The sequence below is a fragment of the Azotobacter chroococcum genome, from assembly GCF_004339665.1.
In the GTDB taxonomy this organism is placed as follows: Bacteria; Pseudomonadota; Gammaproteobacteria; order Pseudomonadales; family Pseudomonadaceae; genus Azotobacter; species Azotobacter chroococcum.
In genome coordinates, this window is sequence record NZ_SMMU01000021.1 from 41,118 (window position 1) to 66,396 (window position 25,279).

Here is a 25,279-nt window from a genome sequence, read left to right on the forward strand (position 1 = left end):
GGCGACGGCCCGAATGCCGACGGCGCCTGCGGGCGCCGTTTTCGTTGATGGCGTTCAGGCCGGCTTGAGCACCATCAGGAAGAAGATCACCACGAAGACGCCGAACGCCGGCCAGCCGAGGGCGAACCACCAGGCCATGTAGCGCCCGGCGCGGGCCGGCAGCGACGTGCCCTCGCGCTCGGCCTGCACGGCCAGATCGCGCACGCGGATCTGCAGCCAGACCACGGGCAGCCAGCACAGCCCGGCCAGGACGTACAGGGCCAGGGTCACCAGCAGCCAGGCCTGCCCCAGCGGCCAGCCGGCCAGGTAGACCATGGCCGCGCCGCTGAGCGGCTGGAGCAGTGCAGTGGGTGTGGTGAACAGCCAGTCGGCGGTGACCAGATGACGGAAGGTGGTGGCGATGGTCGCCACCTGCCCGCTCTTCCACGCGCGCCAGGCATAGTAGGCCGAACCCAGGCCGGTGCCGAACAGCAGGGTGGAGGACAGGATGTGCAGCGTCTTCAGCAGCAGGTAGAAGCTCATGGCCGGCTCCGTGCATGGGAAGGCTGCAACCACAGCAGCCAGAGGCTGACAGGCAGCAGCACCAGGTTCTTGCCGACCCCCTGGAAGGGATCGAGCCAGTAGTGCGGTAGCAGCCAGGTGATGAGGGCGGTGTAGCCCAGCATCAGGAGGATCTGCGCCTGCAGCGCGCGCCGGCGCCAGCGCGGCAGCAGCAGGCCGAAACCGAGCAGCGCATCGAACAGCGCGCCGCCGATCACTGCCAGCCGCGCCGGCCAGCCGCCGATGCCGGCTTCGGCGAGGATGCGCAGCCCCCAGTCGAAGCCGGGGCCGAGACAGACCAGCGCCGTGCCCAGCCAGATCACCACCAACAGCGCCAGCGTCAGCGGCTGCAGGGCCAGGCGCACGCTGTCCGCGGGCGACGGCCAGTCGTGCAGGCGCGCCTCGAGCGGCAGGCAGCGGTAACCGCAGGCGCCCGCCAGCGGCTCGGGCGAGGCCAGGTTGTCGCGCCGGGCCAGCTTCAGGGTCTGCCGGTTCAGGGCGCGCCAGCCGAAGCGCTCGCCCTGCGCCGCGCCGAGTCCGGTCAATGCCCGCGGCAGCTCCCGGTAGCGCCCCGGCCCCCAACCCTGGGCGGCACGCAGGCGGTCCAGCAACTGGTCCTGGGTCATGGCTTCGGGTCCGACCAGCGCCAGACTGCACGGCTGCTCCGGCCAGCGCTGCAGCAGGGCCAGCACCGCGCCGCAGAGGTCGTCGACGTGCAAGGGTTGCAGCCGTGCGCGGTTGTCCAGCAGCGGGATCAGCGGCCAGGGTGACAGGCGCTGCAGCCAGCGGCTGCTGGCGGCACCGGGACCGAGCACCAGGGACGGACGCAGCACCACGGCAGGAATGCCGAGCCCGAGCAGGTAGTGATCGGCCGCGGCCTTGCTGGCAAGAAAGTCGGTATCCGCCCCCTGCTCCGCGCCCAGGGCGGAGATCTGCAGCACCCGCGCGCCATGGGCCGCGGCCCGCTCGAACAGGGCGCAGGCGCCGCGGTTCTGGACTTCATGCAGTTGATTGCGATCCGTCGATAGCAGGCCTGCGGCATTGATCACCAGCTCGATACCTTCAGGCCAGGCAAAGGCCTGCGGATCGCGAGCCAGCTCGGCCAGCTCGAGCCGGCACCAGTCGCCCGGCGCCGCGGGGTCGGGACAGCGCGCGCAGGCCTGCACCCGGTGGCCGGCCGCGCGCAGCGCGGCATGCAGGTGACGGCCGATGAAGCCGCCGGCACCGACCAGCAGGATGCGCATCAGTACGGCTCCCGAAGCCGGGTACGGCGGTTGGAGTTCTGTCGATGGGGCATGGCGATCACCTCCCTGCGAGCGGACAGCATAAGGCGAAGTAGCCAAAGGCCACCACTATATCCTGCGGTTGCTCGTACGGCTCGGGATCGCACTGTGCCGCGCCTCAGACGGGCTTGGCCACCATCAGCCCGAGGCTGGCTCCGAAGCACAGCAGCCCGATCACCGCCAGCCCCAGGCCGCGCCGCACGCCCGGCTTGCGTCCGACGACCCTCGAGGCCAGCCACAGCCCGCAGAGCGAGCCCGGCAAAAACAGCAGCGAGCTGCCGAGCAGCCAGGGCTGCCCCAGCGGCCAGCCGGCCAGGTGCGCCAGCCACCAGCCGCTGACCGGCAGGCCGACCAGGCAGAGCAGCAGCAGGACGGCGCACAGCGCGGGCCAGGGCGAGGTGCGCGAGGGCGCCTCCGGCTCTGCCGGTGCGGCTATCTCCATGTCCGCCTCCGCCGGCTCGTCCGCGCCCGTCTCGGCCTGCGTTTCGGCGCTCGGCTGCGCCGTCCCCTGCGGGCGGGGACGCATGCGCCAGCAGAATCCGGCGAACGCGAGCAAGACCACCAACAGCAGCGCGCCGGCCACGCCATGGAGCATCCTGAGCAGGGCGAAGTGTTCCATCGCGTGCACGTCCTTGTGAGATCGGGCGGGCTGCCGGTGGCTCAGCCGAGGAACAGCCGGTAGGCCGGGTTGTCGGTCTCGTCCCAGTACGGATAGCCGATCGCCTCGAGGGCCGCCGGCAGCAGGTGGCGCTCGCCCGCCGGCACCTGCAGGCCGGCCACCACGCGGCCGTCGGCGGCGCCGTGGTTGCGGTAGTGGAACATCGAGATGTTCCAGCGCCCGCCGAGCTTGCTGAGGAAGTTGAACAGCGCGCCGGGGCGCTCGGGGAACTCGAAGCGCAGCACCACCTCGTCGCTGACACCTGCCGCGTGGCCGCCGACCATGTGGCGGATGTGCAGCTTGGCCAGCTCGTCGTCGGTCAGGTCGAGCACCGGGAAGCCCTGCTCGCGCAGGCTGGCCACCAGCTGCTCGCGCGGATCGTTCTCCGGGTGAGTCTGCACACCGACGAAGATGTGCGCGTGGTCCGGGCGGTTGTAGCGGTAGTTGAACTCGGTGATCTGCCGCTTGCCGATCGCCTGGCAGAACGCCTTGAAGCTGCCCGGCTGCTCGGGGATGGTCACGGCGATGATCGCCTCGCGCTTCTCGCCCAGCTCGGCGCGTTCGGCGACATGGCGCAGGCGGTCGAAGTTGATGTTGGCGCCGGAGTCGATGGCCACCAGGGTCTGCCCGGCCGCCTCCTCGCGCTCGACGTAGCGCTTGATCCCGGCCACCGCCAGGGCGCCGGCCGGCTCGGTGATCGAGCGGGTGTCGTCGTAGATGTCCTTGATCGCCGCGCAGATCTCGTCGGTGCTGACGGTGACCACCTCGTCCACATGGTGACGGCAGATGTCGAAGGTGTGGGCGCCGATCTGCGCCACCGCCACGCCGTCGGCGAACAGCCCGACCTGCGGCAGCACCACCCGCTCGCCGGCGGCCAGCGCCGCCTGCAGGCAGTTGGAGTCCGCCGGCTCGACGCCGATCACCTTCACCTCGGGACGCAGGTACTTCACGTAGGCGGCGATGCCCGCAATCAGTCCGCCGCCGCCGACCGGCACGAACACGGCGTCCAGCCGGCCCGGCTGCTGGCGGAGGATCTCCATGGCCACGGTGCCCTGCCCGGCGATCACGTCGGGATCGTCGTAGGGGTGAATGAAGGTGTAGCCCTTCTCCTCGACCAGCTTCAGCGAATGGGCCAGCGCCTCGGGAAAGGCGTCGCCGTGCAGCACCACCTTGGCGCCGCGGGCGCGCACCGCCTGGACCTTGATCTCCGGGGTGGTCCTCGGCATCACGATGATCGCCTTGATGCCCAGGTGCCTGGCCGCCAGGGCCACGCCCTGGGCATGGTTGCCGGCCGAGGCGGTGACCACGCCGCGCGCCAGTTCCACCTCGCCCAGCTGGGCCACCTTGTTGTAGGCGCCGCGGATCTTGAAGGAGAACACCGGCTGCAGGTCCTCGCGCTTGAGCAGGATCTGGTTGCCGAGACGCTCGGAGAGCTGGCGGGCGGGCTGCAAAGGGGTTTCGACGGCGACGTCGTAGACGCGCGAGGTGAGGATCTTCTTGACGTACTGTTCGAGCATCGGCGGACATCGGGAAGCAGGAAAGGAATGGGCCAGTCTACTCCGTCACCGTCGCGGCCGGCCACCCATCGCGCGCCGGAGGACGCCAGGCCGGCCCGGGCGCGGCTATAATCGCGTCCATCCCACCCATTCGACGAAGACTCCCGCATGACCCAGGACCAGCTCAAGCAGGCCGTGGCCCAGGCCGCCCTCGACCACATCCTTCCGCAGCTCACCTCGAAGAGCATCGTCGGCGTCGGCACCGGCTCGACCGCCAACTTCTTCATCGACCTGCTGGCCCGTCACCGGCTGGACTTCGACGGCGCCGTGGCCAGCTCCGAGGCCACCGCCGCACGCCTGAAGGGCCACGGCATCGAAGTGTACGACCTGAACAACGTCGCCGACCTGGAGTTCTACGTGGACGGCGCCGACGAGTGCAACAAGCACCTGGAGCTGATCAAGGGCGGCGGCGCCGCGCTGACCCGCGAGAAGATCGTCGCCGCGGTGGCCCAGACCTTCATCTGCATCGCCGACGAGAGCAAGCGGGTCGACTTTCTCGGCGACTTCCCGCTGCCGGTGGAGGTGATCCCCATGGCCCGCAGCCATGTGGCGCGCCAGCTGGTCTGGCTGGGCGGCGATCCGGTCTACCGCGAGGGCGTGGTGACCGACAACGGCAACGTGATCCTCGACGTGTACAACATGCAGATCACCAACCCCCGGCAGCTGGAGTCCGACATCAACAACATCGTCGGGGTGGTCACCAACGGCCTGTTCGCCGCGCGCCCGGCCGACCTGCTGCTGCTCGGCACCCGCAACGGCGTGGAGCGGATCGAGCGCCCGAAGCCCTGAGGCCGGGGCGGCGGGCACGGACGCCCGCCCGGACTCAGGGATGGGTCTTGCGGAACACGTGGAAGCGGTTCGGCTCGCCGACCACGTAGAGGTTGCCCGCCGCGTCCATCGCCACCCCCTCCGCCTGCTTGATTCCACGCCCCAGGCCGTTGAAGCCGCCGAGCAGGCTGATGAAGCTGAGTGGCCGGCCCTCGCGGTCGAACTCCACCAGCAGGCGCGACTCGTCGGACAGCAACAGCAGATGGCCGCTGCGCGGATCGACGGTCAGCGAGGACAGGTCGCGCACCGGCAGCCCCTCGCCGGGCAGCGGCTGCAGCTCGCCGGCGGCGCCCTCGGCGGAAACGGCGAGGCCGAACAGCGCCGGCGGGCGCTCCAGGGCCAGCAGCAGGCGATTCGTCCGCGCATCCCAGCCCAGCCCCTCGAAGCCCTTGTTGCCGGCGGCGGCGAAACCGAGATCGACACGCTGCGCGTCGGCCAGATCGAAGCTGTCCGCGCCCGGCGGCAGCCGGAACAGCGCCAGCAGGCGGCGGCGCTCGTCGACGATGGCCAGACGCCCGTCGCCGAGCGCCTCCACTCCTTCCGGATCGGAAAAGCCGGTCAGGCGGATGCGTCGCAGGACCGCGCCCTCGGGGCTGATCTCCACCAGCTGCGGATGCTTGCCGGTGACGGTGAACAGGGTGCCGGTCTGCGGGTTCCAGGTCAGGCCGGAGGTTTCGTCCTCCTCCAGGCCGGCCAGCTCGACCTCCAGCGCCAGCCGGTAATCGGGCAGCCAGACGCCGGCGGCGCGCGCCGCCGGCTCCGTCCGGCATTCCTGCCAGGACAGCCGGAGCAGATCGAGCCAGCGCCACTCGCGGCCGACCACCAGCACGGCCAGGACAAGCAGCAACAGGGCGAGTTTGAGCAGCAGGCGCCGGCGGGGCGCACGGGCGAAGGAAATGGGCATGGATTGGCTTCCGCAGGACAAGGCAGCCCGGAAGCGTGCCGGGGCCGCCTTAAACGAAGATGAATTCGAGCGGCCGGGCACGCGACGCGCCCGGCCGGCGGCTTCAGAGCACGCGGCTTTCGAAGCGGGACAGCCCGCCCAGTTCCAGCACCAGGCGATCGCCGGAGGCGAGCGGACCGACGCCAGCCGGCGTACCGGTGGAGACCACGTCGCCCGGCTGCAGGCTGAAATGCCCGGCGATGTGCTGGATCAGGGCGACGATGGGGTTGAGCATGTCGCGGCTGTTGCCGTCCTGGCGCACTTCGCCGTTGATGGTCAGACGGATGCCGATATCGGCGAGATCCTCGACGGCGTCGCCGGACACGAAAGGCGCCAGCACGTAGGCGCCGTCGAAGGCTTTCGCCAGCTCCCAGGGCAGGCCCTTCTCCTTGAGCCTGGCCTGCACGTCGCGCAGGGTCAGGTCGAGGGCCGGGGCGAAGCCGGAGATGGCGTCACGCACCTCCTCGGCGCTCGGCCGGTGCGACAGCGGCTTGCCGATCAGCACGGCAATCTCCGCCTCGTAGTGCACCTCGCCGCGGTCGCGCGGAATGGCGAAACCGCCTTCCAGCGGCACCGTGCAGCTGCCCGGCTTGATGAACAACAGGGGCTCGGTAGGTACCGGGTTGTTCAGCTCCCGGGCATGTTCGGCGTAGTTGCGGCCGACGCAGACCACCTTGCCCAGCGGGTAGTGGATGCGCGTACCGTCGAGGTATTGATGCTGGTAACTCATGCAAGGCTCCTTGTGTCTTTGTGGCCTGGAATCCATGGCGCGACTCTACGGCAAATCCGCACGGCATCGAAGGCTTTTTCGGGCGCAGGCACCAGGAGCGGGAAAGGACGGAAACGCAGGCCACGGGGGCCTGCGTCCGGGGCGCGAGGGTCAGGCGAAGATCTTGCCGGGGTTCATGATGCCGTTCGGGTCGAACACCGCCTTGACCGCCTTCATGTAGGCGATCTCGGCCTCCGAGCGGCTGTAGCCCAGGTAGTCGCGCTTGGTCATGCCCACGCCGTGCTCGGCGGAGATCGAGCCGTTGTACTTCTCGACGATCTCGAACACCCACTTGTTCACCGTGGCGCATTTGGCGAAGAACTCGTCCTTGTCCATGGTGTCGGGCTTGAGGATGTTCAGGTGCAGGTTGCCGTCGCCGATGTGGCCGAACCAGACGATCTCGAAGTCCGGATAGTGCTCGCCGACGATCGCGTCGATTTCCTTGAGGAAGGCCGGCACCTTGCCGATGGTGACCGAGACGTCGTTCTTGTACGGGGTCCAGTGGGAGATGGTCTCGGAGATGTACTCGCGCAGCTTCCAGAGGTTCTGCAGCTGCTGCTCGCTCTGGCTCATCACCCCATCCAGCACCCAGCCCTGCTCGACGCAGTGCTCGAAGGTCGCCAGCGCCTGATCGGCGCGCTCGTCGGTGGTCGCCTCGAACTCCAGCAGCGCATAGAAGGGACACTCGGTCTCGAACGGCGCCGGCACGTCGCCGCGGGCCAGCACCTTGGCCAGCGCCTTGTCGGAGAAGAACTCGAAGGCGGTCAGGTCCATCTTGTCCTGGAAGGCGTGCAGCACCGGCATGATGGAATCGAGGTCGGAGGTGCCGAGGACCATGGCGGTGAGGTTGGTCGGCGCGCGGTCCAGGCGCATGGTGGCCTCCACCACGAAGCCCAGGGTGCCCTCGGCGCCGATGAACAGCTGGCGCAGGTCGTAGCCGGTGGCGTTCTTGACCAGGTCCCTGTTCAGCTCGAGCAGGTCGCCCTTGCCGGTGACCACCTTGAGGCCGGCCACCCAGTTGCGGGTCATGCCGTAGCGGATCACCTTGATCCCGCCGGCGTTGGTGCCGATGTTGCCGCCGATCTGGCTGGAGCCGGCCGAAGCGAAGTCGACCGGGTAGTACAGCCCCTTGTCCGCGGCGAAGTCCTGCAGTTGCCTGGTCACCACGCCCGGCTCGCAGACCACGGTGCGGTCGATCTCGTTGAACTGCAGGATGCGGTTCATGTAGTCGAAGGCCACCACCACCTCGCCGTGGGCGGCGACGGCGGCGGCGGACAGCCCGGTGCGCCCGCCCGAAGGCACCAGCGCGACCTTGCGCTCGTTGGCCCAGCGGACGATGGCCTGGACCTGCTCTATGCTCTTCGGGAACGCGATGGCCAGCGGGGCGGGGGCGAAATGCTTGGTCCAGTCCTTGCCGTAGGCGTTGAGGGAATCGGCGTCGGTGAGCACCTTGCCGGGCTCCACCAGGGTCTTCAGCTCGTCTATCAGGGCAGGATTGGTCATGGGGCAACTCTCACAGGATTCATGGCCGTCCTGAGTACCCTTCAAGTACCAGGAATGGCGGTTTGGCAGGCCCGATATGCTAGCATAGCCGCCCCGTGAGTCGTGCTTCCCGCCGATTTCCGGGGCGACTGTAGCCCTTTTCGGGCAGCACTACCGGCTGCCTGCCTGCATCGCCACACACCTCCAGGAAAACAGGTTTACGTAGATGAGCAAGACCTCTCTCGACAAGAGCAAGATCCGCTTCCTTCTGCTGGAAGGCGTTCACCAGACTGCACTGGATACGCTCAAGGCTGCCGGCTACACCAACATCGAGTACCTGACCGGCTCGGTGCCCGAGGACCAGCTGAAGGAGAAGATCGCCGATGCCCACTTCATCGGCATCCGCTCGCGCACCCAGCTGACCGAGGAGGTCTTCGACTGTGCGAAGAAGCTGGTCGCGGTCGGCTGCTTCTGCATCGGCACCAACCAGGTCGACCTGGAGGCGGCCCGCGAGCGCGGCATCGCGGTGTTCAACGCGCCCTACTCCAACACCCGCTCGGTGGCCGAGCTGGTGCTCGCCGAGGCGATCCTGCTGCTGCGCGGCATTCCCGAGAAGAACGCGGTCTGCCACCGCGGCGGCTGGCTGAAGAGCGCCAGCCACTCCTACGAGATCCGCGGCAAGAAGCTCGGCATCGTCGGCTACGGCTCGATCGGCACCCAGCTCTCGGTGCTGGCCGAGAGCCTGGGCATGCAGGTGCTGTTCTACGACGTGGTGACCAAGCTGCCGCTGGGCAACGCCAGCCAGGTGGGCAACCTCTACGACCTGCTCGGCCAAGCCGACATCGTCACCCTGCACGTGCCGGAAACCGCCGCGACCAAGTGGATGATCGGCGAGAAGGAAATCCGTGCCATGAAAAAGGGCGCCATCCTGCTCAACGCCGCCCGCGGCACCGTGGTCGAGATCGACGCCCTGGCTGCCGCCATCCAGGACAAGCACCTGAACGGCGCGGCCATCGACGTGTTCCCGGTGGAACCGCGCTCCAACAACGACGAATTCGTCAGCCCGCTGCGCGGCCTCGACAACGTCATCCTCACCCCGCACGTCGGCGGCTCGACCATGGAGGCCCAGGCCAACATCGGTTCGGAAGTGGCCGAGAAGCTGGTCAAGTACAGCGACAACGGCACCTCGGTGTCCTCGGTCAACTTCCCGGAAGTGGCCCTGCCCTCCCACCCGGGCAAGCACCGTCTGCTGCACATCCACCAGAACATCCCCGGGGTGATGAGCGAGATCAACAAGGTCTTCGCCGAGAACGGCATCAACATCTCCGGCCAGTTCCTGCAGACCAACGAGAAGGTCGGCTACGTGGTGATCGACGTCGACGCCGAGTACTCGGAAATGGCCCTCGAGAAGCTCCAGCAGGTAAGCGGCACCATCCGCAGCCGCGTGCTGTTCTGACCTGCCGGCGCCTGCGCCGGCAGGTCGCCTGACGACGAGGCCCGTACCCCCCGGTACGGGCCTCGTCGTTTTCGGGGACTACAGATGTCCGCTGAGGAACACCCACAGCGGCAGGGTCAGCACCGCCAGCAGGGTCGACAGGGTGATCGCCGAGCTGACCACCCCGCTGTCCTCCGGATGGCGGACGAAGCCGAACACGTTGACCCCGCTGGGGCAGGCGGCCATGGCGGTCAGCACCGAGCTGGCCAGCGGCCCCAGCCCGAGCGCCGCGCACAAGACCAGCACCGCCAGCGGGAACACCAGCAGCTTGGCGAAGACGATGCCGAGCGCCTCGCGGCTGGGGCGCAGGCGGTAGTTCGAGAGGTTGACCCCGAGCACGATCAGCGCGCAGGGCAGCGCCGCCTGGGCCAGCCACTGGGTCAGGTGCTCGAGGGGCGCCGGCAGCTGCAGGCCGGAGAGGTTCAGCAGCACGCCCAGCAGCAGCCCGACGATCATCGGGTTGGCCAGGTTCAGCAGCAGGGAACGGACATTCACGGCCTCCTGGGCGGCCAGCGCGCCGTACAGGCTCTGGAAGGAGAACAGCAGCAGGCTGTGGAAGGCCAGCACGGTGAACACGTAGACCAGCCCGGGGCTGCCGAACAGGCTGGCGACCAGCGGGATGCCCACCAGCACGTTGTTGGAGAAGCCGGCGGTCAGGCCGAACGGCGTGGGCCGCCCGCGCAGCCGGTGGCCGATCAGGTTCACCGCAGCGAAGATGCCCAGGGCCGGCACGAAGTAGGCCAGCAGCAGGGCGGGGGAAAAGCCCTCGTCCAGCGCGGCCTTGGCGATGCCGCTGAACAGCAGCATCGGCATGAACAGCTTGAAGGTCAGGTTGCCCAGCTCCCGGGCGGTCTGGTTGCCCAGCCATTGACGGCGACCGAGGATGTAGCCCAGCACGATCAGGGCGAAAATGGGCAGGATTGCTTGCAGGACGGCCACTACTGAAGAACTCCGGCAGCGTGAAGGGGGACCGGCGGCCGGCAGGCCGCTAGCGCTGCGCCAGGCGCATGATCTGCCGCGCGAAGAAGGCTCCCGTGAGAATCACCCCGAACAGGCGGAGGGTCTGCATGGCCAGCACCAGACCGGCATCCGAGCGGGTGTCCACGGCGATGATCGCCATGGCATCCAGCCCGCCGGGGGTGGTCGCCAGGTAGACCGAGAGGAAGTCCTTGCCGAGCAGCAGCGCGATCAGCCAGGCCGACAGCGCGCAGAGCAGGATCAGCACCACCGCGCCGACGATCATCGCCGGCAGGCGGCGCCAGACATGGCTCAGCGTCGCGAGATCGAAACGCAACCCGATATAGCATCCGATCGCCCCATAGGCCAGGGGCGGCAGCCACTCCGGCAGCCCCAGGCGCAGCACGCCGCCCACCTGCAGGGCGGCGCCGGCCAGCAGCGGCAGCAGCAGGGCGCCGGCCGGCAGGCGCGCGCCGGCCAGCACGCCGCACGGGATCAGCGCCAGGCTCGGGCCCAGATCCGCCAGCCCAGCCTCGACCGGCAGCGCCGGCAGGCCGGCGGGCGCAACGCCCGGCGTGGCCGTCAGATGCCCGACCAGCGCCCCGACCAGCACCACGCAGACCACCCGCACGTACTGCATGGTCGCCACCACGCGGCCGTCGGCGCCGTCTTCCTCGGCCATCGCGACCATCGCCGACGCCGCCCCCGGCGCCATCCCCCAGGCCGCGGTGCTGCCGGGAATGCCACCGAACCAGACCAGCCCCAGGCTCACCAGCAGGCTGAGGGCCAGGGTCAGTGCCGTCGCCAGCAGCATCACGTGCCAGGACTGCGCCAGGGCCAGCAGCACCGACAGGGTCATCGACTGGGCGACCAGGATGCCGACGCAGCCCTGGCCCAGCTTGAAGGCCGGCCTGGGCATGTGGATGGTCGCACCGCCGACGCCGAAGGCCACGGCCACCAGCATGGGGCCGAGAAACCAGGCGGCCGGCAGGCCCAGGTGGCCGAGCAGCCAGCCGCCGGTTCCGGCGGCGGTCAGCAGGGCCAGCCACTGCAGCGCGGCGGGCCAGGTACGAAGCGAAAAGCGCGGCGACTGCGACACCTCGGGTGCTCCACGGCGAGGGTGAGTGTCATCTGTACGAAAACGTACGCCCGGGAGGATTATCGACCGCACAATTGATCAGGTCTATCCGCCGCCGAGTAGCCATTGGTGGCAACCAATGGTCATTCCGCGTCGCCGTCCGCCTCCAGCGCCGCCAGGGCGGCAGCCGCCTCCACCAGCTCTTCCTCGCTGAACACCCGCACCCCGTGGCGGCGCAGCAGTGCGGCGGTGACGCCCGCGCCGGGCACTCGCCGGCCGCTGAAGCTGCCGTCGTAGTTCTCGCGGTTGCCGCAGGAGGGGCTGCGCGCCTTGAGCACGGCGAGGCGGATGCCATGGGCCTCGATCAGCTGCAGGGCGGCATGGGCGCCGGCGAGGAAGGCCGCGCCGACCTCCGCGCCGTCGATGGTCAGCACGGCGCATTCGCCGTCCAGCACCCGGACGCCCTGCCCGCCGGGAATCTCCGCCGGCGGGCGGGGCGTCGGCAGGCCGCCGGCGACCTCCGGGCAGACCGCCACCAGGCGCCCCTGGCGCCGCCATTCTTCGAGCAGGGCGAAGGGGCCGTGGGCGCCGCCGTCGTAGCGGACCCGCTCGCCGAGCAGGCAACGGCTGACCAGGATCTTCTGCATGGCCGGACTCCGGCGCGAACCGCGCCTACAGGGGGCTGTCGGCGCGTCGCCGGAACCAGCCGGTCAGCGACAGCCGCTCGCGGGTCGCCGGCAACACCTCGTGGGGGAAGTCCGCCGACATGAAGCAGGCCAGGCTGCCGCCCTGCGGCATCACGTCGTGGACCCGCCCGTTCGGCAGGTACAGGCGCAGCTCGCCGCCCTCGTCGGGCTGCCAGGCCTCGTTGAGGTAGAGCACCACGGTCACCGTGCGGCTGTCGTCGTCGCGGAAGCGGTCGAGATGGCGCTGATAGAAGGCGCCCGGCGGATAGAGGGCGAAGTGGCATTCGAGCTCCTCCAGACCGAGGAACAGCTCGCGGTTGAGGGTCTGGCGCAGGGACTCCATCAGCGCCAGCCAGGCATCGCCCGGCGCGCACTGGCCGGGCTCCAGCCAGGCGGTATAGTCGCCGCGCACGCCCTCCTGCACCAGCTGCCGGTCGCCGCGGCCGATGGCGGCCGGGGTCAGCTCGCCGGCGGCCGCCCGTGCACGACACGCCTCCGCCAGCGCTTCGGTCAGCTCCGCAGGCAGGAAGATGCTCTGCTCCGACCAGCCGGGACCGGCCAGGTCGTCGACGATGCGCAGCAGCAGGGGATGATCGGGAGAGGTATGCATGGCGGGTATTCTAGGTTCTGGCGACGTTTTGGAGTAGGCCGTCGACATCACATGAAGCAGGGATCCGTTGGCGTTTCGGCGCGAGCCGCGCTGCCGCACCGAACAGGCCCTTGTCGCGTCCTTCAAAACGTCGAGCGGAATGCATGGACGAACAAGGATGGCATCGAAACGATGCGCTCATGGGCTGAGAGCGCCTGCCGGATAAAGCGCCAGGCAGCGAGTGCGCATGCGGCAAGGCGGTACAAGCAGGGACAACGACATGTCGGCCGAGCGTTATCCTGGGTCCGGACTCTACCGGCAGGGCGAGGCTCTCATGAGGATGCCATCCGCTTCCAGCGAGCCGCGCCCCGGGTTTTCTCAACCCGCCGGCTCGATCTGCGGGATGCCGACGATCAGGAGCTGGCCGGTCGAGTCGGCTGCCGTGGCGAAGAGGAAGGCGTCGGCGGACAACTGCTCGCCGTAGTCGCCCTCCAGGGCGATCTCGAAGCGCTGTCCTTCGGCATTCGCCTCGAAGCTCTTGAGGTAGGTGTGCGTGCCGGCACTGTTCACCCGCACCGCCAGGGTGCCGCCGTGGCCGTCGCCCAGGCCGCTGAAGCCGAGTGCCGACACATCGATGCGGTCCTCGCCGGCGTCGAAGTCGAGGATCAGGTCGCTGAAGCCTTCGCTATCGGTGCGGTAGCTGTCCTTGAGGCTCGAAAAGCGGAACAGGTCGGCGCCACTGCCGCCGGCCAGGGTGTCGCGCCCGAGGCCGCCGTCGAGAATGTCGGCGCCGGCGCCGCCATGCAGATAGTCGTCGCCAGCCCCGGCGGCGAGGCTTTCCGCCGCCGCACTGCCGATCAGGCTGTCGCTCGCCGCGCTCCCTTCGAGGGCCACAGGCTCGAATAGCACATTGCTGCCGTCGAGCCGGTCGGCGAGGTCGCCGTCCAGGGCGATCTCGAAGCGCCGTCCCTCGGCATCCACTTCGAAATTTTTCAGGTAGGTCCGCGTGCCGGCCTCGTTCACCCGCACGGCCAGGGTGCCGTCGTGGCCGTCGCCCAGGCCGGCGAAGCCCAGCGCCGAGAGATCGAGGCGGTCCTCGCCGGGATCGAAGTCGCGGATCCGGTCGGCGAAGCTCGCGCTGTCGGTGCGGTAGCTGTCCTCGCGGGCCGAGATGCGGAACAGGTCGGCGCCGCTGCCGCCGGTCAGCCGGTCGCGCCCGGCGCCGCCATCGAGCAGGTCGGTGCCGCCGGCGCCATGCAGGCGGTCGTCGCCGTCCCCGCCGGTGAGAATTTCCGCCAGCGGGCTGCCGGTCAGTCTGTCGCCAGACGCGGTGCCTTCGAGGACGAGCGGCGCGAAGAGCAGGTTGCCGCTGTCGAGCTGGCCGGCGTAGTCGCCCTTCAGGACGAGTTCGAAGCGCCGCTCCTCGGCATCCGCCTCGAAGCTCTTGAGGTAGGTGTGCGTGCCGGCGCTGTTCACCTGCACCGCCAGGGTGCCGTCGTGTCCGTCGCCCAGCCCGGAGAAGCCCAGCGCCGAGAGGTCGATGCGGTCCTCGCCGGGATCGAAGTCGAGGATCCGGTCGGCGAGGCTCTCGCTGCCGGTACGGTAGCTGTCCGCGCGGGCCGAGACGCGGAACAGGTCGGCGCCCGCGCCGCCAGTCAGGCTGTCGCGTCCGGCGCCGCCGTCGAGGAGGTCGTTGCCGGCCTTGCCGAGGATCGAGTCGCGCCCGTCGCTACCGATCAGCAGGTCGTCGCCGTCGCTGCCCTCGAGAGTCACGGCCTCCTCGTCCGGCGCCCCGAAGGTATTGTCGAGCGAGCCGTCGGCGTTCAGCCGGATCGCACCGATGTCATACCTGCGGCTATCGAGGTTGTAGCTGGAACCCGAGATCAGGATCCTGCCGTCGGACTGCACGGCCAGGCTTTGGCCCTCGTCGTAGCTACCCGCGATATCGAAGACGACCTTGCCGCCGCTGCCGAAGCCGGTGTCGAGGGTGCCGTCGGCATTCAGCCGGAGCGCGCTGAAATCGTAAGTCCCGTTGCCGGGGTTGAAGCTGAATCCCCCCAGCAGGATCCTGCCGTCGGGCTGCACGGCCAGGCTGCGGCCGTCATCGGAGTCGCCCGCGATATCGAAGATGGCCTTGCCGCCGCTGCCGAAGCCGGTATCGAGAGTGCCGTCGGCGTTCAGGCGGATCACGCCGAAGTCATCATTGGTGCTGCCGCCCAGCAGGATCTTGCCGTCAGCCTGCACGCTCAGGCCATAAGCGTGATCGTCGCCATTGCCGCCACCGTCGAAGGTGACCGTGCCGCCGCTGCCGAAGCCGGCATCGAGGGTACCGTCGGCGTTCAGCCGGCTCACGCTGAAATCGTAAGTCCCGTTGCCGGGGTTGAAGCTGAATCCCGCCAGCAGGATCTTGCCGTCCGGCTGCACGACCAGGCCATGAACATAATCGGAGTCGCCCGCTATATCGAAGGTAACCATGCCGGCGCTGCCGAAGCCGGTATCGAGGCTGCCGTCGGCATTCAGCCGGATCGCGCCGAAGTCGCTATTGATGCTGCCGCCCAGCAGGATCTTGCCATCGGCCTGCACGGCCAGGTCATAGCCGTAATCGTCGCTGCTGTCGAAGATGAACCTGCCGTCGCCGCTGAAGCCGGTATCGAGAGTGCCGTTGGCGTTCAGCCGGATCGCGCTGAAATCGTGATTGCCAGTGCCGGGGTTGAAACTGTACCCCGCCAGCAGGATCCTGCCGTCGGGCTGCACGGCCAGGCTTCGACCGTAATCGTAGTCGCCGGCGATATCGAAGGTGGCCTTACCATCGCCGCTGAAGCTGGGGTCGAAAGTGCCGTTGGCGTTCAACCGGACCACGCCGAAGTTCGATGAGCCCTGACCGCCTATCAGAATCCTGCCATCGGATTGCAGAGCCAGGCCATAGCCGTGATCGTGCCCTCCGGCCATATCCATGAGCAGCTTACCTGTGCTCGATGTCGATATTCCCATTCAACGATCCTTTCGGGTTTTCCCGTGTTGTTGTCATCGGGCGGTTTGCAGCCTCTGGCGAAGCCTTCGCACAAGACCCCGGGCGACAGGCGCCTGGACCGGCCAGGGGCAGGCGAGTGGAGTCCACCGCTCGTAGCGGATGCGCCGGCAGAACGGCAGCCTGTGCACCTGCCGAGCTCAGGCAGCGCCAAACGGCATTGGTTCGCCATGACGAAGTTTCTGGAGGCTCCCGGCACCCGTCTCCATGCCGGTGCGGCCCCTCGACTTTTGCGCGCAGGGCCGTCGACAATAACGCCACGAACGACCGGAGTCCCCATGCGCGCCCTCGCCTTCCCCGTCCTCGCCCTGCTCAGCCTGCCCGGCTTTGCCGACGACTACCTGCAGCTCTACCGGAGCGGAGGCTGGCCAGAACAGCGCGAGCACTTCCACGCCGCCCTCGCCGCTGCCCAGCAGCGCTACCGGGCCAACCTGCCGCCAGCGATCTACCAGGCCCTGGTCAACAACAGCAACCAGCGCTTCGCCGCCCAGGCCATGGATCGCCGCGCCCTGGCGGCGCTGCGCGCCCAGCTGCCGCAGCCCGGCCCGGCGCTGGACTTCTTCGAGAGCCCGCTGGGCCGCAAGATCGTCGCCGCCGAACTGGCCGCCACCCGCAGCGACCAGCTGGCCAGACACGCCAACGGCCTGCCGCGCATGCAGGCCGACGCCACCCGCCGGCTGCTGATCCGCCACCTGGCGCAGGCCATCCCGGCCGGCGAGGCCGGCGCCGAACTCAGCCTGGCGCTGGCCGGCGTGGCCGCCGACAGCCTCAGCCAGATGGTGCCGGGCTTCGGCCTGTTCGGCGGCGGCGACCAGACCCTGGGCATGCTCGACAACCAGCGCCAGCGCATCCGCGAGGAAATCGAGCAGGATCTCGACAACACCCTGATGTACGTCTACCGGGACCTGTCCGACCCCGAGCTGGAAGAGTTCGTCACTTTCGCCCAGTCCCCCGCCGGCCAGGCCTACTACCAGGCCGCCCTCGCCGCCCTGCGCGCCGGTCTGGCGGTCGGACAGCAATAAGTCATTCAAGCCGCTCGCGGAGAAAGGCGAAGTAGCGCTCGCGCAGCGCCTCGCGCTCGTTGGCTAGGTGATGGCGCGCGTCCGGCAGCATCAGCAGCTGCGGGTCGCGGAACTTGCCCTGCAGGACCTCCAGGTTGTGCCGCCAGTCGACGGTCAGATCGGCGTCGCCCTGGATGATCAGCGGACTGCGCTCGCTGCGCGCCGCGCGCTCGATGCGCGGAATCCAGCGCGCCAGCGCACCGACCCAGGCGGTCGGCAGGATGCGCGCCTGCAACGGATCGCGCTGGATGAAGTCGAGGAAGGCCGGATCCCCGGAGTTGTCGGTGAAGCGCCGCGGGATCGAGGCGACGAACGGCCTGAGCGCCTGGTAGCTGAGCTTCGACAGGGTCCAGCTGCGCGGCCGCACCAGGGGCGCGAAGAGAATGGTCTCGCCCACTTCCGGTCGCGGCGCGCCGGTCAGCAGATAGTCCAGCAGGATGGCGCCGCCGGTGCTCTGCCCGAACAGGTGCCAGGGCCTGGGCAGATCGAGCGTGGCGGCTTCGGCCAGCAGTCCCTGGAACACCGCCTGGTACTCGGCGAAGTCGTCGATGCTGGCCGGCGCACCGCTGGACAGCCCGTGCCCCGGCAGGTCGCAGGAGAGCACGGCGAAGCCCATGCCCAGCGCCCAGTCGAGCACGTGCCGGTAGAGGCCCATGTGATCGTAGTAGCCGTGCAGCAGCAGCAGCGTCGCGCGCGGCCGCTCCGGCCACCAGACCTGGGCGACGATCCGGTAGGGGCCGACGTTGAACCAGCCGAGACGGCCCTGCACACCCGGCCGCTGCTCGCCCAGGTCGAGCCCGTAGTAGCGGCGGTAGGCCTGGATCTGCGGCAGCTCGTCGCCGGCTGCGGCCAGGGGCTGCAGCAGGGGGCGCAGGAGTTCGGGGTGGAAGGACTCTGACATGGCACGGTTCGTCCGAAGAGGAGGCTACGCCCGGCGGCCCGCCGCGCCGGCGCCTTTCATCCGGCGGGCACGGCATGGCAAGCTTGGGCACCCTTTTCCCGTCTTTACGCCATGCCCTCCCCGAAGCGCAAGACCCTGCTCGTCCTCCTGCTCGGCATTCTCGGCCTCGCCGTCCTCGCCGCCGCCTACGACTGGTACCGCGGCCGCTACCAGCGGACCGTGCTGTTCGACGCCGCCGACCTGCGCCTGCCGCCCGGACTGGAAGGCCCCGGACCGATCCGCCTGGTGCACTTCCACGATCCGGCCTGTCCCTGCAACGTCGGCAACCAGCAGCATCTGGCCGAACTGGTCGAGCGCTACGCCCCGCTGGGCGTGACCTTCCATGCCGTGCAGCGGCCGGGCAGCCGCGGCGGTCTGCCGCCGGCACTGGCCACACTGCAGCCGCTGGCGGCACTCCCCGGCAGCGAGGGACTGCCGGCCAGCCCGGCGCTGGCGATCTGGGACCGTCAGGGCCGCCTGGCCTACGTCGGCCCCTACAGCGAGGGGGCGACCTGCACCTCGGCCAACAGCTTCGTCGAGCCGGTCCTCGACGCCCTGCTCAAGGGCCGTCCGGTGCGTGCCGGCGGCACCCTGGCCGAGGGCTGCTTCTGCGCCTGGCGCTGACTCAGGCCTCGTCCAGCAGCGCCGCATAGCCCTCGCGATAGCTGGGGTAGCACGGCGCCCAGCCGAGGGCGCGGGCGCGGGCGTTGCTGCAGCGCTTGCTGCCGGCGCGCCGGCCGATGCGCTCCGCGCCCTCCCCGGTCACCCCCAGCCGCCCGCGCAGCCAGGCGACCACCTCGTGCAGCGGCGCCGGCGCGTCGTCCACGCCCAGATAGCAGTCGGCCAGCGCTTCGCCGCGGGCATCGGCCTCGAGCAGGAAGGCGAGAAGCTCGGCGGCATCGTCGCGGTGGATGCGGTTGCCGTAGAGCGGCGGCTGCGGATCGATGCCAGCGCCGCGACGCACCTGGCCGAGCAGCCACTCGCGGCCGGGGCCGTAGATGCCGGCCAGACGCACCACGCTGGCCGGCAGGCCGCTGCCCAGCGCCAGGCGCTCGGCCTCCAGCAGGACCCGCCCGGAGAAGCCGGAAGGCTCGCTCGGCGAGCGTTCGTCGACCCATTCGCCCGCCTGCTGGCCGTAGACTCCGGTACTGGAGACGAACAGCAGCCGCCGCGGCCGCTGGCCGTGCTGCGCCAGCCAGTCCAGCACATGGCGCAGGCCCTCGACATAGGCGGCCCGGTAGCCCGCCTCGTCGTGGCGGCTGGCCGCCGCGCTGTAGACCAGGTAGTCGATCCGCCCCGGCGGCCAGTCCGCCGGGCACTGCGCGGCCTCGAGATCGCCACGCAGCGGCAGGATCGACGGCGGCAGGGCCGCCACCTGGCGGCGCAGGCCGTGCACGCGCCAGCCGGCGGCGGCCAGCCGTTCGCCGAGGCGGCTGCCGACGTCGCCGCAACCGGCGATCAGCAGCACGGGCTCTGTGGTTTCCATGCGGACCTCCCCTGTGGCGCCCCGCGGGCATGGTTGGTTCTCGGCCAAGCAAAGGCTATTCTTGCTGTTGAGCTAATGGATATTCGCTATGACCCTCACCGAACTGCGCTACATCGTCACCCTCGCCCAGGAACAGCATTTCGGACGCGCCGCCGAACGCTGCCACGTCAGCCAGCCGACCCTGTCGGTGGGCGTGAAGAAGCTCGAGGACGAGCTTGGCGTGCTGATCTTCGAACGCAGCAAGACCGCCGTGCGCCTGACCCCGGTCGGCGAGGGCATCGTCACCCAGGCGCAGAAGGTGCTGGAACAGGCACAGAGCATCCGCGAACTGGCCCAGGCCGGCAAGAACCAGCTGGCCGCGCCGCTCAAGGTCGGCGCCATCTATACCATCGGCCCCTACCTGTTCCCGCACCTGATCCCGCAGCTGCACAAGGCGGCACCGCAGATGCCGCTGTACATCGAGGAGAACTTCACCCACGTGCTGCGCGACAAGCTGCGCACCGGGGAACTCGATGCGATCATCGTCGCCCTGCCGTTCAATGAGGCCGACGTGCTGACCAAGCCGCTCTACGACGAGCCCTTCTACGCCCTGCTGCCGGCCAACCATCCGTGGACCAAGCTGCGCACCATCGACAGCGAGATGCTCAACGACAAGAGCCTGCTGCTGCTCGGCGAAGGCCACTGCTTCCGCGACCAGGTGCTGGAGGCCTGCCCGTCGCTGCGCAAGAGCGACGAGGCGCACCGCCACACCACCGTGGAATCCAGCTCGCTGGAAACCATCCGCCACATGGTCGCCTCCGGGCTCGGCATCTCGGTGCTGCCGTTCACCGCGGTGAACAGCCACCACTACGCCCCCGGCGTGCTCGAGGTCCGTCCGCTGGCCTCGCCGGTGCCGTTCCGCACGGTGGCCATCGCCTGGCGCGCTAGCTTCCCGCGGCCCAAGGCGATCGAGCTGCTGGCCGACTCCATCCGCCTGTGCTCGGTGACCCATTCGCCGGCCGGCCCCGCCCAGCAGAGCGCATGACCGAACTGGCGGCGGTTCCGGTCACCGCACTCAAGGGCGTCGGCGCGGCGCTGGCCGAGAAACTCGCCCGGGTCGGCCTGGAGACCCTCCAGGATTTGCTGTTCCACCTGCCGCTGCGCTACCAGGACCGTACCCGCATCACCCCGATCGGCGCCCTGCGTCCGGGCCAGGATGCGGTGGTCGAGGGCACGGTAGCCGCCGCCGACGTGGTCACGGGCCGGCGCAGAAGCCTGCTGGTGCGCCTGCAGGACGGCAGCGGCACCCTGTCCCTGCGCTTCTACCACTTCAGCCCGGCGCAGAAGGATGCGCTCAAGCGCGGCACCCTGCTGCGCTGCTACGGCGAGGTGCGCCCCGGCGCCTCGGGCCTGGAGATCTATCATCCGGAATACCGCGCGCAGAATGGCGACGAACCGGCACCGGTCGAGCAGACCCTGACGCCCATCTACCCGAGCACCGAGGGTCTCACCCAGCAGCGCCTGCGCGGCCTGACCGGGCAGGCGCTGGCCCGCCTCGGCCCGCACAGCCTGCCGGACTGGCTGCCGGCAGAGCTGGCCCGCGCCCACCGCCTCGGCGCGCTGGACGAGGCGATCCGCTACCTGCACCGGCCGCCGCCGGACGCCGACCTCGAGGAGCTGGCCGAGGGCCGGCACTGGGCCCAGCACCGCCTGGCCTTCGAGGAGCTGCTGACCCACCAGCTGTCCCTGCAGCGCTTGCGCGAAAGCGTGCGCGCCCAGCAGGCGCCGCCCCTGCCGCCGGCCACCCGGTTGCCGGGGGCTTTTCTCGCCAACCTCGGCTTCGCCCCCACCGGCGCCCAGCGCCGGGTCGGTGCCGAGATCGCCCACGACCTCAGCCTGGCGGAGCCCATGCTGCGCCTGGTACAGGGCGACGTCGGCGCCGGCAAGACGGTGGTCGCCGCGCTGGCCGCGCTGCAGGCCATCGAGGCCGGCTATCAGGTGGCCCTGATGGCGCCCACCGAGATCCTCGCCGAGCAGCACTACCTCAACTTCAGCCGCTGGCTGGAGCCCTTGGGCATCGATCGCGCCTGGCTGGCCGGCAAGCTCAAGGGCAAGGCGCGCGCCACGGCGCTGGAGAAGATCGCCGGCGGCTGCCCGATGGTGGTCGGCACCCACGCGCTGTTCCAGGAAGAGGTGCGCTTTCGCAACCTGGCCCTGGCGATCATCGACGAGCAGCACCGCTTCGGCGTCCAGCAGCGCCTGGCCCTGCGCCAGAAGGGCGTCGACGGCCGCCTCTGCCCGCACCAGTTGATCATGACCGCCACGCCCATCCCGCGCACCCTGGCGATGAGCGCCTACGCCGACCTCGACACCTCGATCCTCGATGAACTGCCGCCCGGACGCACTCCGGTGAACACCCTGGTGATCGCCGACAGCCGGCGTCTGGAAGTGATCGAGCGGGTCCGCGCCGCCTGCCTAGAGGGCCGCCAGGCCTATTGGGTCTGCACGCTGATCGAGGAGTCCGAGGAGCTGACCTGCCAGGCGGCGGAAACCACTTTCGAGGAGCTCTCCGCGGCGCTCGGCGAGCTGGCCGTCGGGCTGATCCACGGACGCATGAAGCCGGCGGAGAAGGCCGCGGTGATGGAGACGTTCAAGGCCGGCCGGCTGCAGCTGCTGGTCGCCACCACGGTGATCGAGGTGGGCGTGGACGTGCCCAACGCCAGCCTGATGATCATCGAGAATCCCGAACGCCTCGGTCTCGCCCAGTTGCACCAGCTGCGCGGGCGGGTCGGCCGCGGCAGCGCGGCCAGCCACTGCGTGCTGCTCTATCACGCGCCGCTGTCGCAGCTCGGCCGCGAGCGCCTGGCGATCATGCGCGAGACCGCGGACGGCTTCGTCATCGCCGAGAAGGACCTGGAGCTGCGCGGTCCCGGCGAGATGCTCGGCACCCGCCAGACCGGCCTGCTGCAGTTCAAGGTCGCCGACCTGATGCGCGACGCCGATCTGCTCCCGACGGTGCGCGAGGCGGCCCAGACCCTGCTGGCGTGCTGGCCACAGCATGTCAGTCCGCTGCTGGAACGCTGGCTGCGGCACGGCCAGCAATACGGACAAGTCTGAGCTGTATTGGCCCAGGTCAGTGCGGCGCCCGACCGACTGGTTATACTGCTCTGATTTCGCCCCATCCGGCAGACGCCTTATGCCCAAGACCATGCCGACCGCTGCCGAACTGCTACAGCCCCAGCTGCCGCCGATCATCCGGGATCTGCTGGACAGGCTCGGGCTTCCCGTACGCATCGTGCACGAGCGCCCCGGCTCCGGCCTGCCCCGGGTACAGGCCGCGCTGCTCGAGGACGACACCGGCAGCCTGCTGGTGCTGTTCCCCCGCGACCAGTTGCTCGACCTCCATCGTCTGAAGACGGTCATCGGCCGCACGCTCGTCCCGGCCGAGGCCCGCCTGCAACGGCTGTTCGACCGCGAACGGCTGAGCGCGCTGCCCGGCCTGCCGGCGCTGATCGACAGTCCCTGCCTGTACGACGAGCGCCTGCTGCAGGGGCCGAGCCTGCTGCTCGACTCCGGTCAGCCCCACGTGCTCCTGGAGATCGACAGCGAGCACTACCGCAGCCTGCTCGGCGATGCCGCCTGCGCCCGTTTCGGCGTGCCGCTGATCCGCCTGCGCCACAACCTGCAGGCGCATGCCGAGGAGCCGATGGAGGCCGTGCAGGGCTTCACCGCCCGGCGCATCCGCCAGCGCCTGGAGCGCCGGGTGGAGATTCCGCCGCGGCAGAATACCGTGCTCAGGATCCGCCAGCTGCACGGCAACCCGCGGGCCTGCAGCGACGACGACGTCACCAACCTGATCGAGACCGATCCGGCCCTGGCCGCCCAGGTGGTCAGTTGGGCCGGACTGGCCGACACCAGCCACCATCCGTCAGAGGAGCGGGTGCTCTCGGTGGAGGATGCCATCGTCCGGGTACTCGGCTCCGACGTGGTGCTTAACCTGTCGCTCGGCCTGTCCGAGATCAAGCCCGCCGAACACGCCGAGGCCCGGGAGGACATGACCCCCTACTGGGAAGAAGCCCTCTACACCGCCACCCTGATGGACGGCCTGTGCCGGGCGATGCCGTGCGGCAAACGGCCGGAGCCGGGCCTGGCCTACCTGGCCGGACTGCTGCACAACTTCGGCTACCTGACCCTCGCGCACATCTTCCCCTCCTACTTCAGGCTGCTCAGCCAGCACCTGCGGATCAACCCGCACGTGCCGCACCTCCTGATCGAGCACCACCTGCTCGGCATCACCCGCGAGCAGATCGGCGCCTGGCTGATGGAACACTGGCGGATGCCCGAGGAACTTTCGGTCGCGCTGCGCAGCCAGCACGATCCCGGCTACTGCGGCCGCCATGCGGTGTATGCCAACCTGGTCTACGTGGCGGTCAACCTGCTGCGCAACCGCGGCATCGGCGGCACGCTGCAGGAGGAGATTCCCCAGCGGCTGCTCGACGAGCTGGGGCTGACCCGGGCCAGGGCCGAGGAGGCGCTGGACCGGGTGCTGGCCGCGGAGACGGCGTTGCGCGTGCTGCTGGCACAGCCGGAATGAGGCCGCGCGGGCCGGGCAAGGGCGGCAGGCAGGCAAACGGGACGGGAACGGGAAAAGGGGGCTGCCGACGGCAGCTCCGGCTTGCCGGGTGGCGCAGGGGACGTCCTGCCGCCTGTGGAAAGAGGCAATCGCCCGAACCCCTCCCGCTCGGGCGACACAACCTTCAGCCGGTCAGTTGACCGCGTCGCGGAGCGATTTGCCCGGTTTGAAGGCGACCGTGTTGCTGGCCCTGATCTTGACCGGCTGGCCGGTCTGCGGATTCTTTCCGGTTCGGGCGCCGCGATGGCGCTGCATGAAGGTGCCGAAACCGACCAGGGTGACGCTGTCCTTGCGGTTCAGCGCGCTGGTGATCTCCTCGAGCATCGCATTGAGTACCCGATTGGCCTGATCCCGGGTGAGATCGGTCTTTTCGGCGATGGCGGCAGCGAGTTCCGGTTTACGCATGATTACCTCTGTGACGATTCTTGTTGTTGTGTCCTTACGCTCTTCCCGATGCTGCAACGCCTCCCTGCTGCAGCCGACACAGGGAGGATGGCATGCGCCACGGGTCTTCGCCAGTCAACCCGCGCCCTTGAGCGGCGCAGGGCGACGGAGCGCCACGGACAGCCGCGGCGCCCGGAGGGGACGCCGCCCGCGCCCAATGGCTCGAATCCAGGAAAATTTCGGAAAAAAGCGGATGAGCAGCGTCAAACGATCTCGATCATCTCGAAATCCTGCTTGCTGGCGCCGCATTCGGGGCACAGCCAGTCGGGCGGCACGTCTTCCCAGGCCGTGCCCGGCGCGACGCCCTCTTCCGGAAGACCGCAGGCCTCGTCGTAGATGAAGCCGCAGACAATGCATTGCCACTTGCGCATGGCTCACCTCCCGCTGTCGCGAACCGCCCCACGCTACTGCAAGTCGCCGGCAGCGCCAATACCGGCGCCGGCCGGCGCACACGCAAGCGTGGCAACAATCGATGCCAGGTCCTAGTGTCTCAACACACTTCAATCTGCGGATATAGGCTGCGTAGCTTGACCCTCGCATCCTGGGTGGTGAACTGCCAGTTGATCTTGGCATCGAGCTGGTTGCGGCGTTGCTGCCATGCGGCGACCTCCTTGCGCATCCGCTCGAGGGAGTCGATGCGCCTGTCCAGGCACTGGCCGGCGAGTACGTTGATCTCGATTTCGGCCATGTTCAGCCAACTGCCATGCTTGGGGGTGTAGACGAACTCGAAGCGATCTCTCAGGGCCTTAGCCTGCTCGGGCATAAAGGTCTCGTACAGCGAGGCGGCACTGTGGGTGTTGAGGTTGTCCATCACCAGCGTGATGCGCTCGGCCCCGGACCAGGC

24 protein-coding genes are annotated in these 25,279 nt (G+C 69.3%); 7 read left to right on the forward strand and 17 right to left on the reverse strand.

The features are described from left to right. Positions 1-54 precede the first annotated feature (54 nt). The 4 genes from EV691_RS16050 to ilvA all read right to left on the reverse strand — a co-directional run bounded on the left by EV691_RS16050 (position 55) and on the right by ilvA (position 3,998). Complete coding sequence (locus EV691_RS16050; protein ID WP_131298360.1) at positions 55-522, reverse strand: DUF2269 family protein; 468 nt, start codon at positions 520-522, stop codon at positions 55-57. Continuing rightward, a complete protein-coding gene (locus EV691_RS16055; RefSeq protein WP_131298362.1) occupies positions 519-1,784 on the reverse strand; it encodes an SDR family oxidoreductase in 1,266 nt (421 codons plus the stop codon). Before EV691_RS16055 ends, EV691_RS16050 begins: the two co-directional genes overlap by 4 nt. A 157-nt stretch (positions 1,785-1,941) precedes the next feature. Continuing rightward, positions 1,942-2,442: a DUF2269 family protein gene (locus tag EV691_RS16060; protein ID WP_131298364.1), complete on the reverse strand. Its 501-nt coding sequence runs from the start codon at positions 2,440-2,442 to the stop codon at positions 1,942-1,944. A 41-nt stretch (positions 2,443-2,483) separates the two neighbouring features. Beyond that, positions 2,484-3,998, reverse strand: a complete 1,515-nt coding sequence (ilvA, locus tag EV691_RS16065) for a threonine ammonia-lyase, biosynthetic (RefSeq protein WP_131298366.1) — start codon at positions 3,996-3,998, stop codon at positions 2,484-2,486. Between the two features lie 147 nt (positions 3,999-4,145). On the opposite strand from ilvA, the gene rpiA reads away from it, so the two are divergent. Continuing rightward, positions 4,146-4,826, forward strand: a complete 681-nt coding sequence (gene rpiA / locus EV691_RS16070; RefSeq protein ID WP_131298368.1) for a ribose-5-phosphate isomerase RpiA — start codon at positions 4,146-4,148, stop codon at positions 4,824-4,826. Between the two features lie 34 nt (positions 4,827-4,860). Here the strand turns inward: rpiA and EV691_RS16075 are convergent, their stop codons facing one another. The 3 genes from EV691_RS16075 to EV691_RS16085 all read right to left on the reverse strand — a co-directional run bounded on the left by EV691_RS16075 (position 4,861) and on the right by EV691_RS16085 (position 8,080). Beyond that, on the reverse strand, positions 4,861-5,769 hold the full coding sequence (locus tag EV691_RS16075) for an SdiA-regulated domain-containing protein (protein WP_131298370.1): 909 nt from the start codon (positions 5,767-5,769) through the stop codon (positions 4,861-4,863). Positions 5,770-5,872: 103 nt separating this feature from the next. Further along, positions 5,873-6,538, reverse strand: a complete 666-nt coding sequence (locus EV691_RS16080; protein ID WP_131298372.1) for a fumarylacetoacetate hydrolase family protein — start codon at positions 6,536-6,538, stop codon at positions 5,873-5,875. Between the two features lie 150 nt (positions 6,539-6,688). Beyond that, positions 6,689-8,080 carry an FAD-binding oxidoreductase gene (locus tag EV691_RS16085; protein WP_131298373.1) on the reverse strand — a complete coding sequence of 464 codons (1,392 nt, stop codon included), beginning with the start codon at positions 8,078-8,080 and terminating at the stop codon, positions 6,689-6,691. Positions 8,081-8,285: 205 nt separating this feature from the next. Between EV691_RS16085 and serA the strand changes: the two genes are divergently transcribed. Beyond that, positions 8,286-9,515, forward strand: coding sequence for a phosphoglycerate dehydrogenase (serA, locus tag EV691_RS16090; RefSeq protein WP_131298375.1), 1,230 nt, complete (start codon positions 8,286-8,288; stop codon positions 9,513-9,515). Between the two features lie 78 nt (positions 9,516-9,593). Here serA and EV691_RS16095 read toward each other — a convergent pair whose 3' ends face one another. From EV691_RS16095 to EV691_RS16115, 5 genes are all read right to left on the reverse strand, one after another. After that, a complete protein-coding gene (locus tag EV691_RS16095; protein ID WP_131298377.1) occupies positions 9,594-10,493 on the reverse strand; it encodes an AEC family transporter in 900 nt (299 codons plus the stop codon). A gap of 49 nt (positions 10,494-10,542) precedes the next feature. Next, the gene (locus tag EV691_RS16100) at positions 10,543-11,610 is read right to left on the reverse strand and encodes an AbrB family transcriptional regulator (protein WP_039801318.1); all 1,068 of its coding nucleotides are present in this window, start codon (positions 11,608-11,610) and stop codon (positions 10,543-10,545) included. Between the two features lie 122 nt (positions 11,611-11,732). Further along, positions 11,733-12,236 (reverse strand): 2-thiouracil desulfurase family protein, encoded by a 504-nt coding sequence (locus EV691_RS16105; RefSeq protein WP_131298379.1) that lies wholly within the window; start codon positions 12,234-12,236, stop codon positions 11,733-11,735. 25 nt (positions 12,237-12,261) lie between these two features. Then, complete coding sequence (locus tag EV691_RS16110) at positions 12,262-12,885, reverse strand: 2OG-Fe(II) oxygenase (protein WP_131298381.1); 624 nt, start codon at positions 12,883-12,885, stop codon at positions 12,262-12,264. Positions 12,886-13,242: 357 nt separating this feature from the next. Further along, positions 13,243-15,813 (reverse strand): M10 family metallopeptidase C-terminal domain-containing protein, encoded by a 2,571-nt coding sequence (locus EV691_RS16115; protein WP_131298404.1) that lies wholly within the window; start codon positions 15,811-15,813, stop codon positions 13,243-13,245. A 357-nt stretch (positions 15,814-16,170) separates the two neighbouring features. On the opposite strand from EV691_RS16115, the gene EV691_RS16120 reads away from it, so the two are divergent. Further along, entirely contained in the window at positions 16,171-16,914 is a 744-nt protein-coding gene (locus EV691_RS16120; protein WP_131252862.1) for a DUF2059 domain-containing protein, read from the forward strand. Between the two features lies 1 nt (position 16,915). Here EV691_RS16120 and bipL read toward each other — a convergent pair whose 3' ends face one another. Continuing rightward, positions 16,916-17,854, reverse strand: coding sequence for a phospholipase BipL (bipL, locus tag EV691_RS16125; protein ID WP_131298383.1), 939 nt, complete (start codon positions 17,852-17,854; stop codon positions 16,916-16,918). Between the two features lie 111 nt (positions 17,855-17,965). On the opposite strand from bipL, the gene EV691_RS16130 reads away from it, so the two are divergent. Next, positions 17,966-18,517 carry a DUF6436 domain-containing protein gene (locus tag EV691_RS16130; RefSeq protein WP_131298385.1) on the forward strand — a complete coding sequence of 184 codons (552 nt, stop codon included), beginning with the start codon at positions 17,966-17,968 and terminating at the stop codon, positions 18,515-18,517. Position 18,518: 1 nt separating this feature from the next. Here EV691_RS16130 and EV691_RS16135 read toward each other — a convergent pair whose 3' ends face one another. Beyond that, positions 18,519-19,379, reverse strand: coding sequence for an SDR family oxidoreductase (locus tag EV691_RS16135; protein WP_131298387.1), 861 nt, complete (start codon positions 19,377-19,379; stop codon positions 18,519-18,521). Positions 19,380-19,467: 88 nt separating this feature from the next. Here EV691_RS16135 and EV691_RS16140 point away from each other — a divergent pair, with 88 nt between their 5' ends. From EV691_RS16140 to EV691_RS16150, 3 genes are all read left to right on the forward strand, one after another. Next, complete coding sequence (locus EV691_RS16140; protein WP_131298389.1) at positions 19,468-20,403, forward strand: hydrogen peroxide-inducible genes activator; 936 nt, start codon at positions 19,468-19,470, stop codon at positions 20,401-20,403. After that, positions 20,400-22,475 carry an ATP-dependent DNA helicase RecG gene (recG, locus tag EV691_RS16145; protein ID WP_131298391.1) on the forward strand — a complete coding sequence of 692 codons (2,076 nt, stop codon included), beginning with the start codon at positions 20,400-20,402 and terminating at the stop codon, positions 22,473-22,475. Before EV691_RS16140 ends, recG begins: the two co-directional genes overlap by 4 nt. A gap of 79 nt (positions 22,476-22,554) precedes the next feature. Beyond that, a complete protein-coding gene (locus EV691_RS16150) occupies positions 22,555-23,952 on the forward strand; it encodes an HDOD domain-containing protein (RefSeq protein WP_131298393.1) in 1,398 nt (465 codons plus the stop codon). A 171-nt stretch (positions 23,953-24,123) separates the two neighbouring features. Here EV691_RS16150 and EV691_RS16155 read toward each other — a convergent pair whose 3' ends face one another. From EV691_RS16155 to EV691_RS16165, 3 genes are all read right to left on the reverse strand, one after another. Further along, positions 24,124-24,453: an HU family DNA-binding protein gene (locus tag EV691_RS16155; protein WP_165493862.1), complete on the reverse strand. Its 330-nt coding sequence runs from the start codon at positions 24,451-24,453 to the stop codon at positions 24,124-24,126. Between the two features lie 185 nt (positions 24,454-24,638). Then, positions 24,639-24,806 carry a rubredoxin gene (locus EV691_RS16160; protein WP_039801295.1) on the reverse strand — a complete coding sequence of 56 codons (168 nt, stop codon included), beginning with the start codon at positions 24,804-24,806 and terminating at the stop codon, positions 24,639-24,641. Between the two features lie 119 nt (positions 24,807-24,925). Beyond that, positions 24,926-25,279 (reverse strand): transposase (locus EV691_RS16165; RefSeq protein WP_207901107.1); only part of this gene is annotated, 354 nt, incomplete at its 5' end.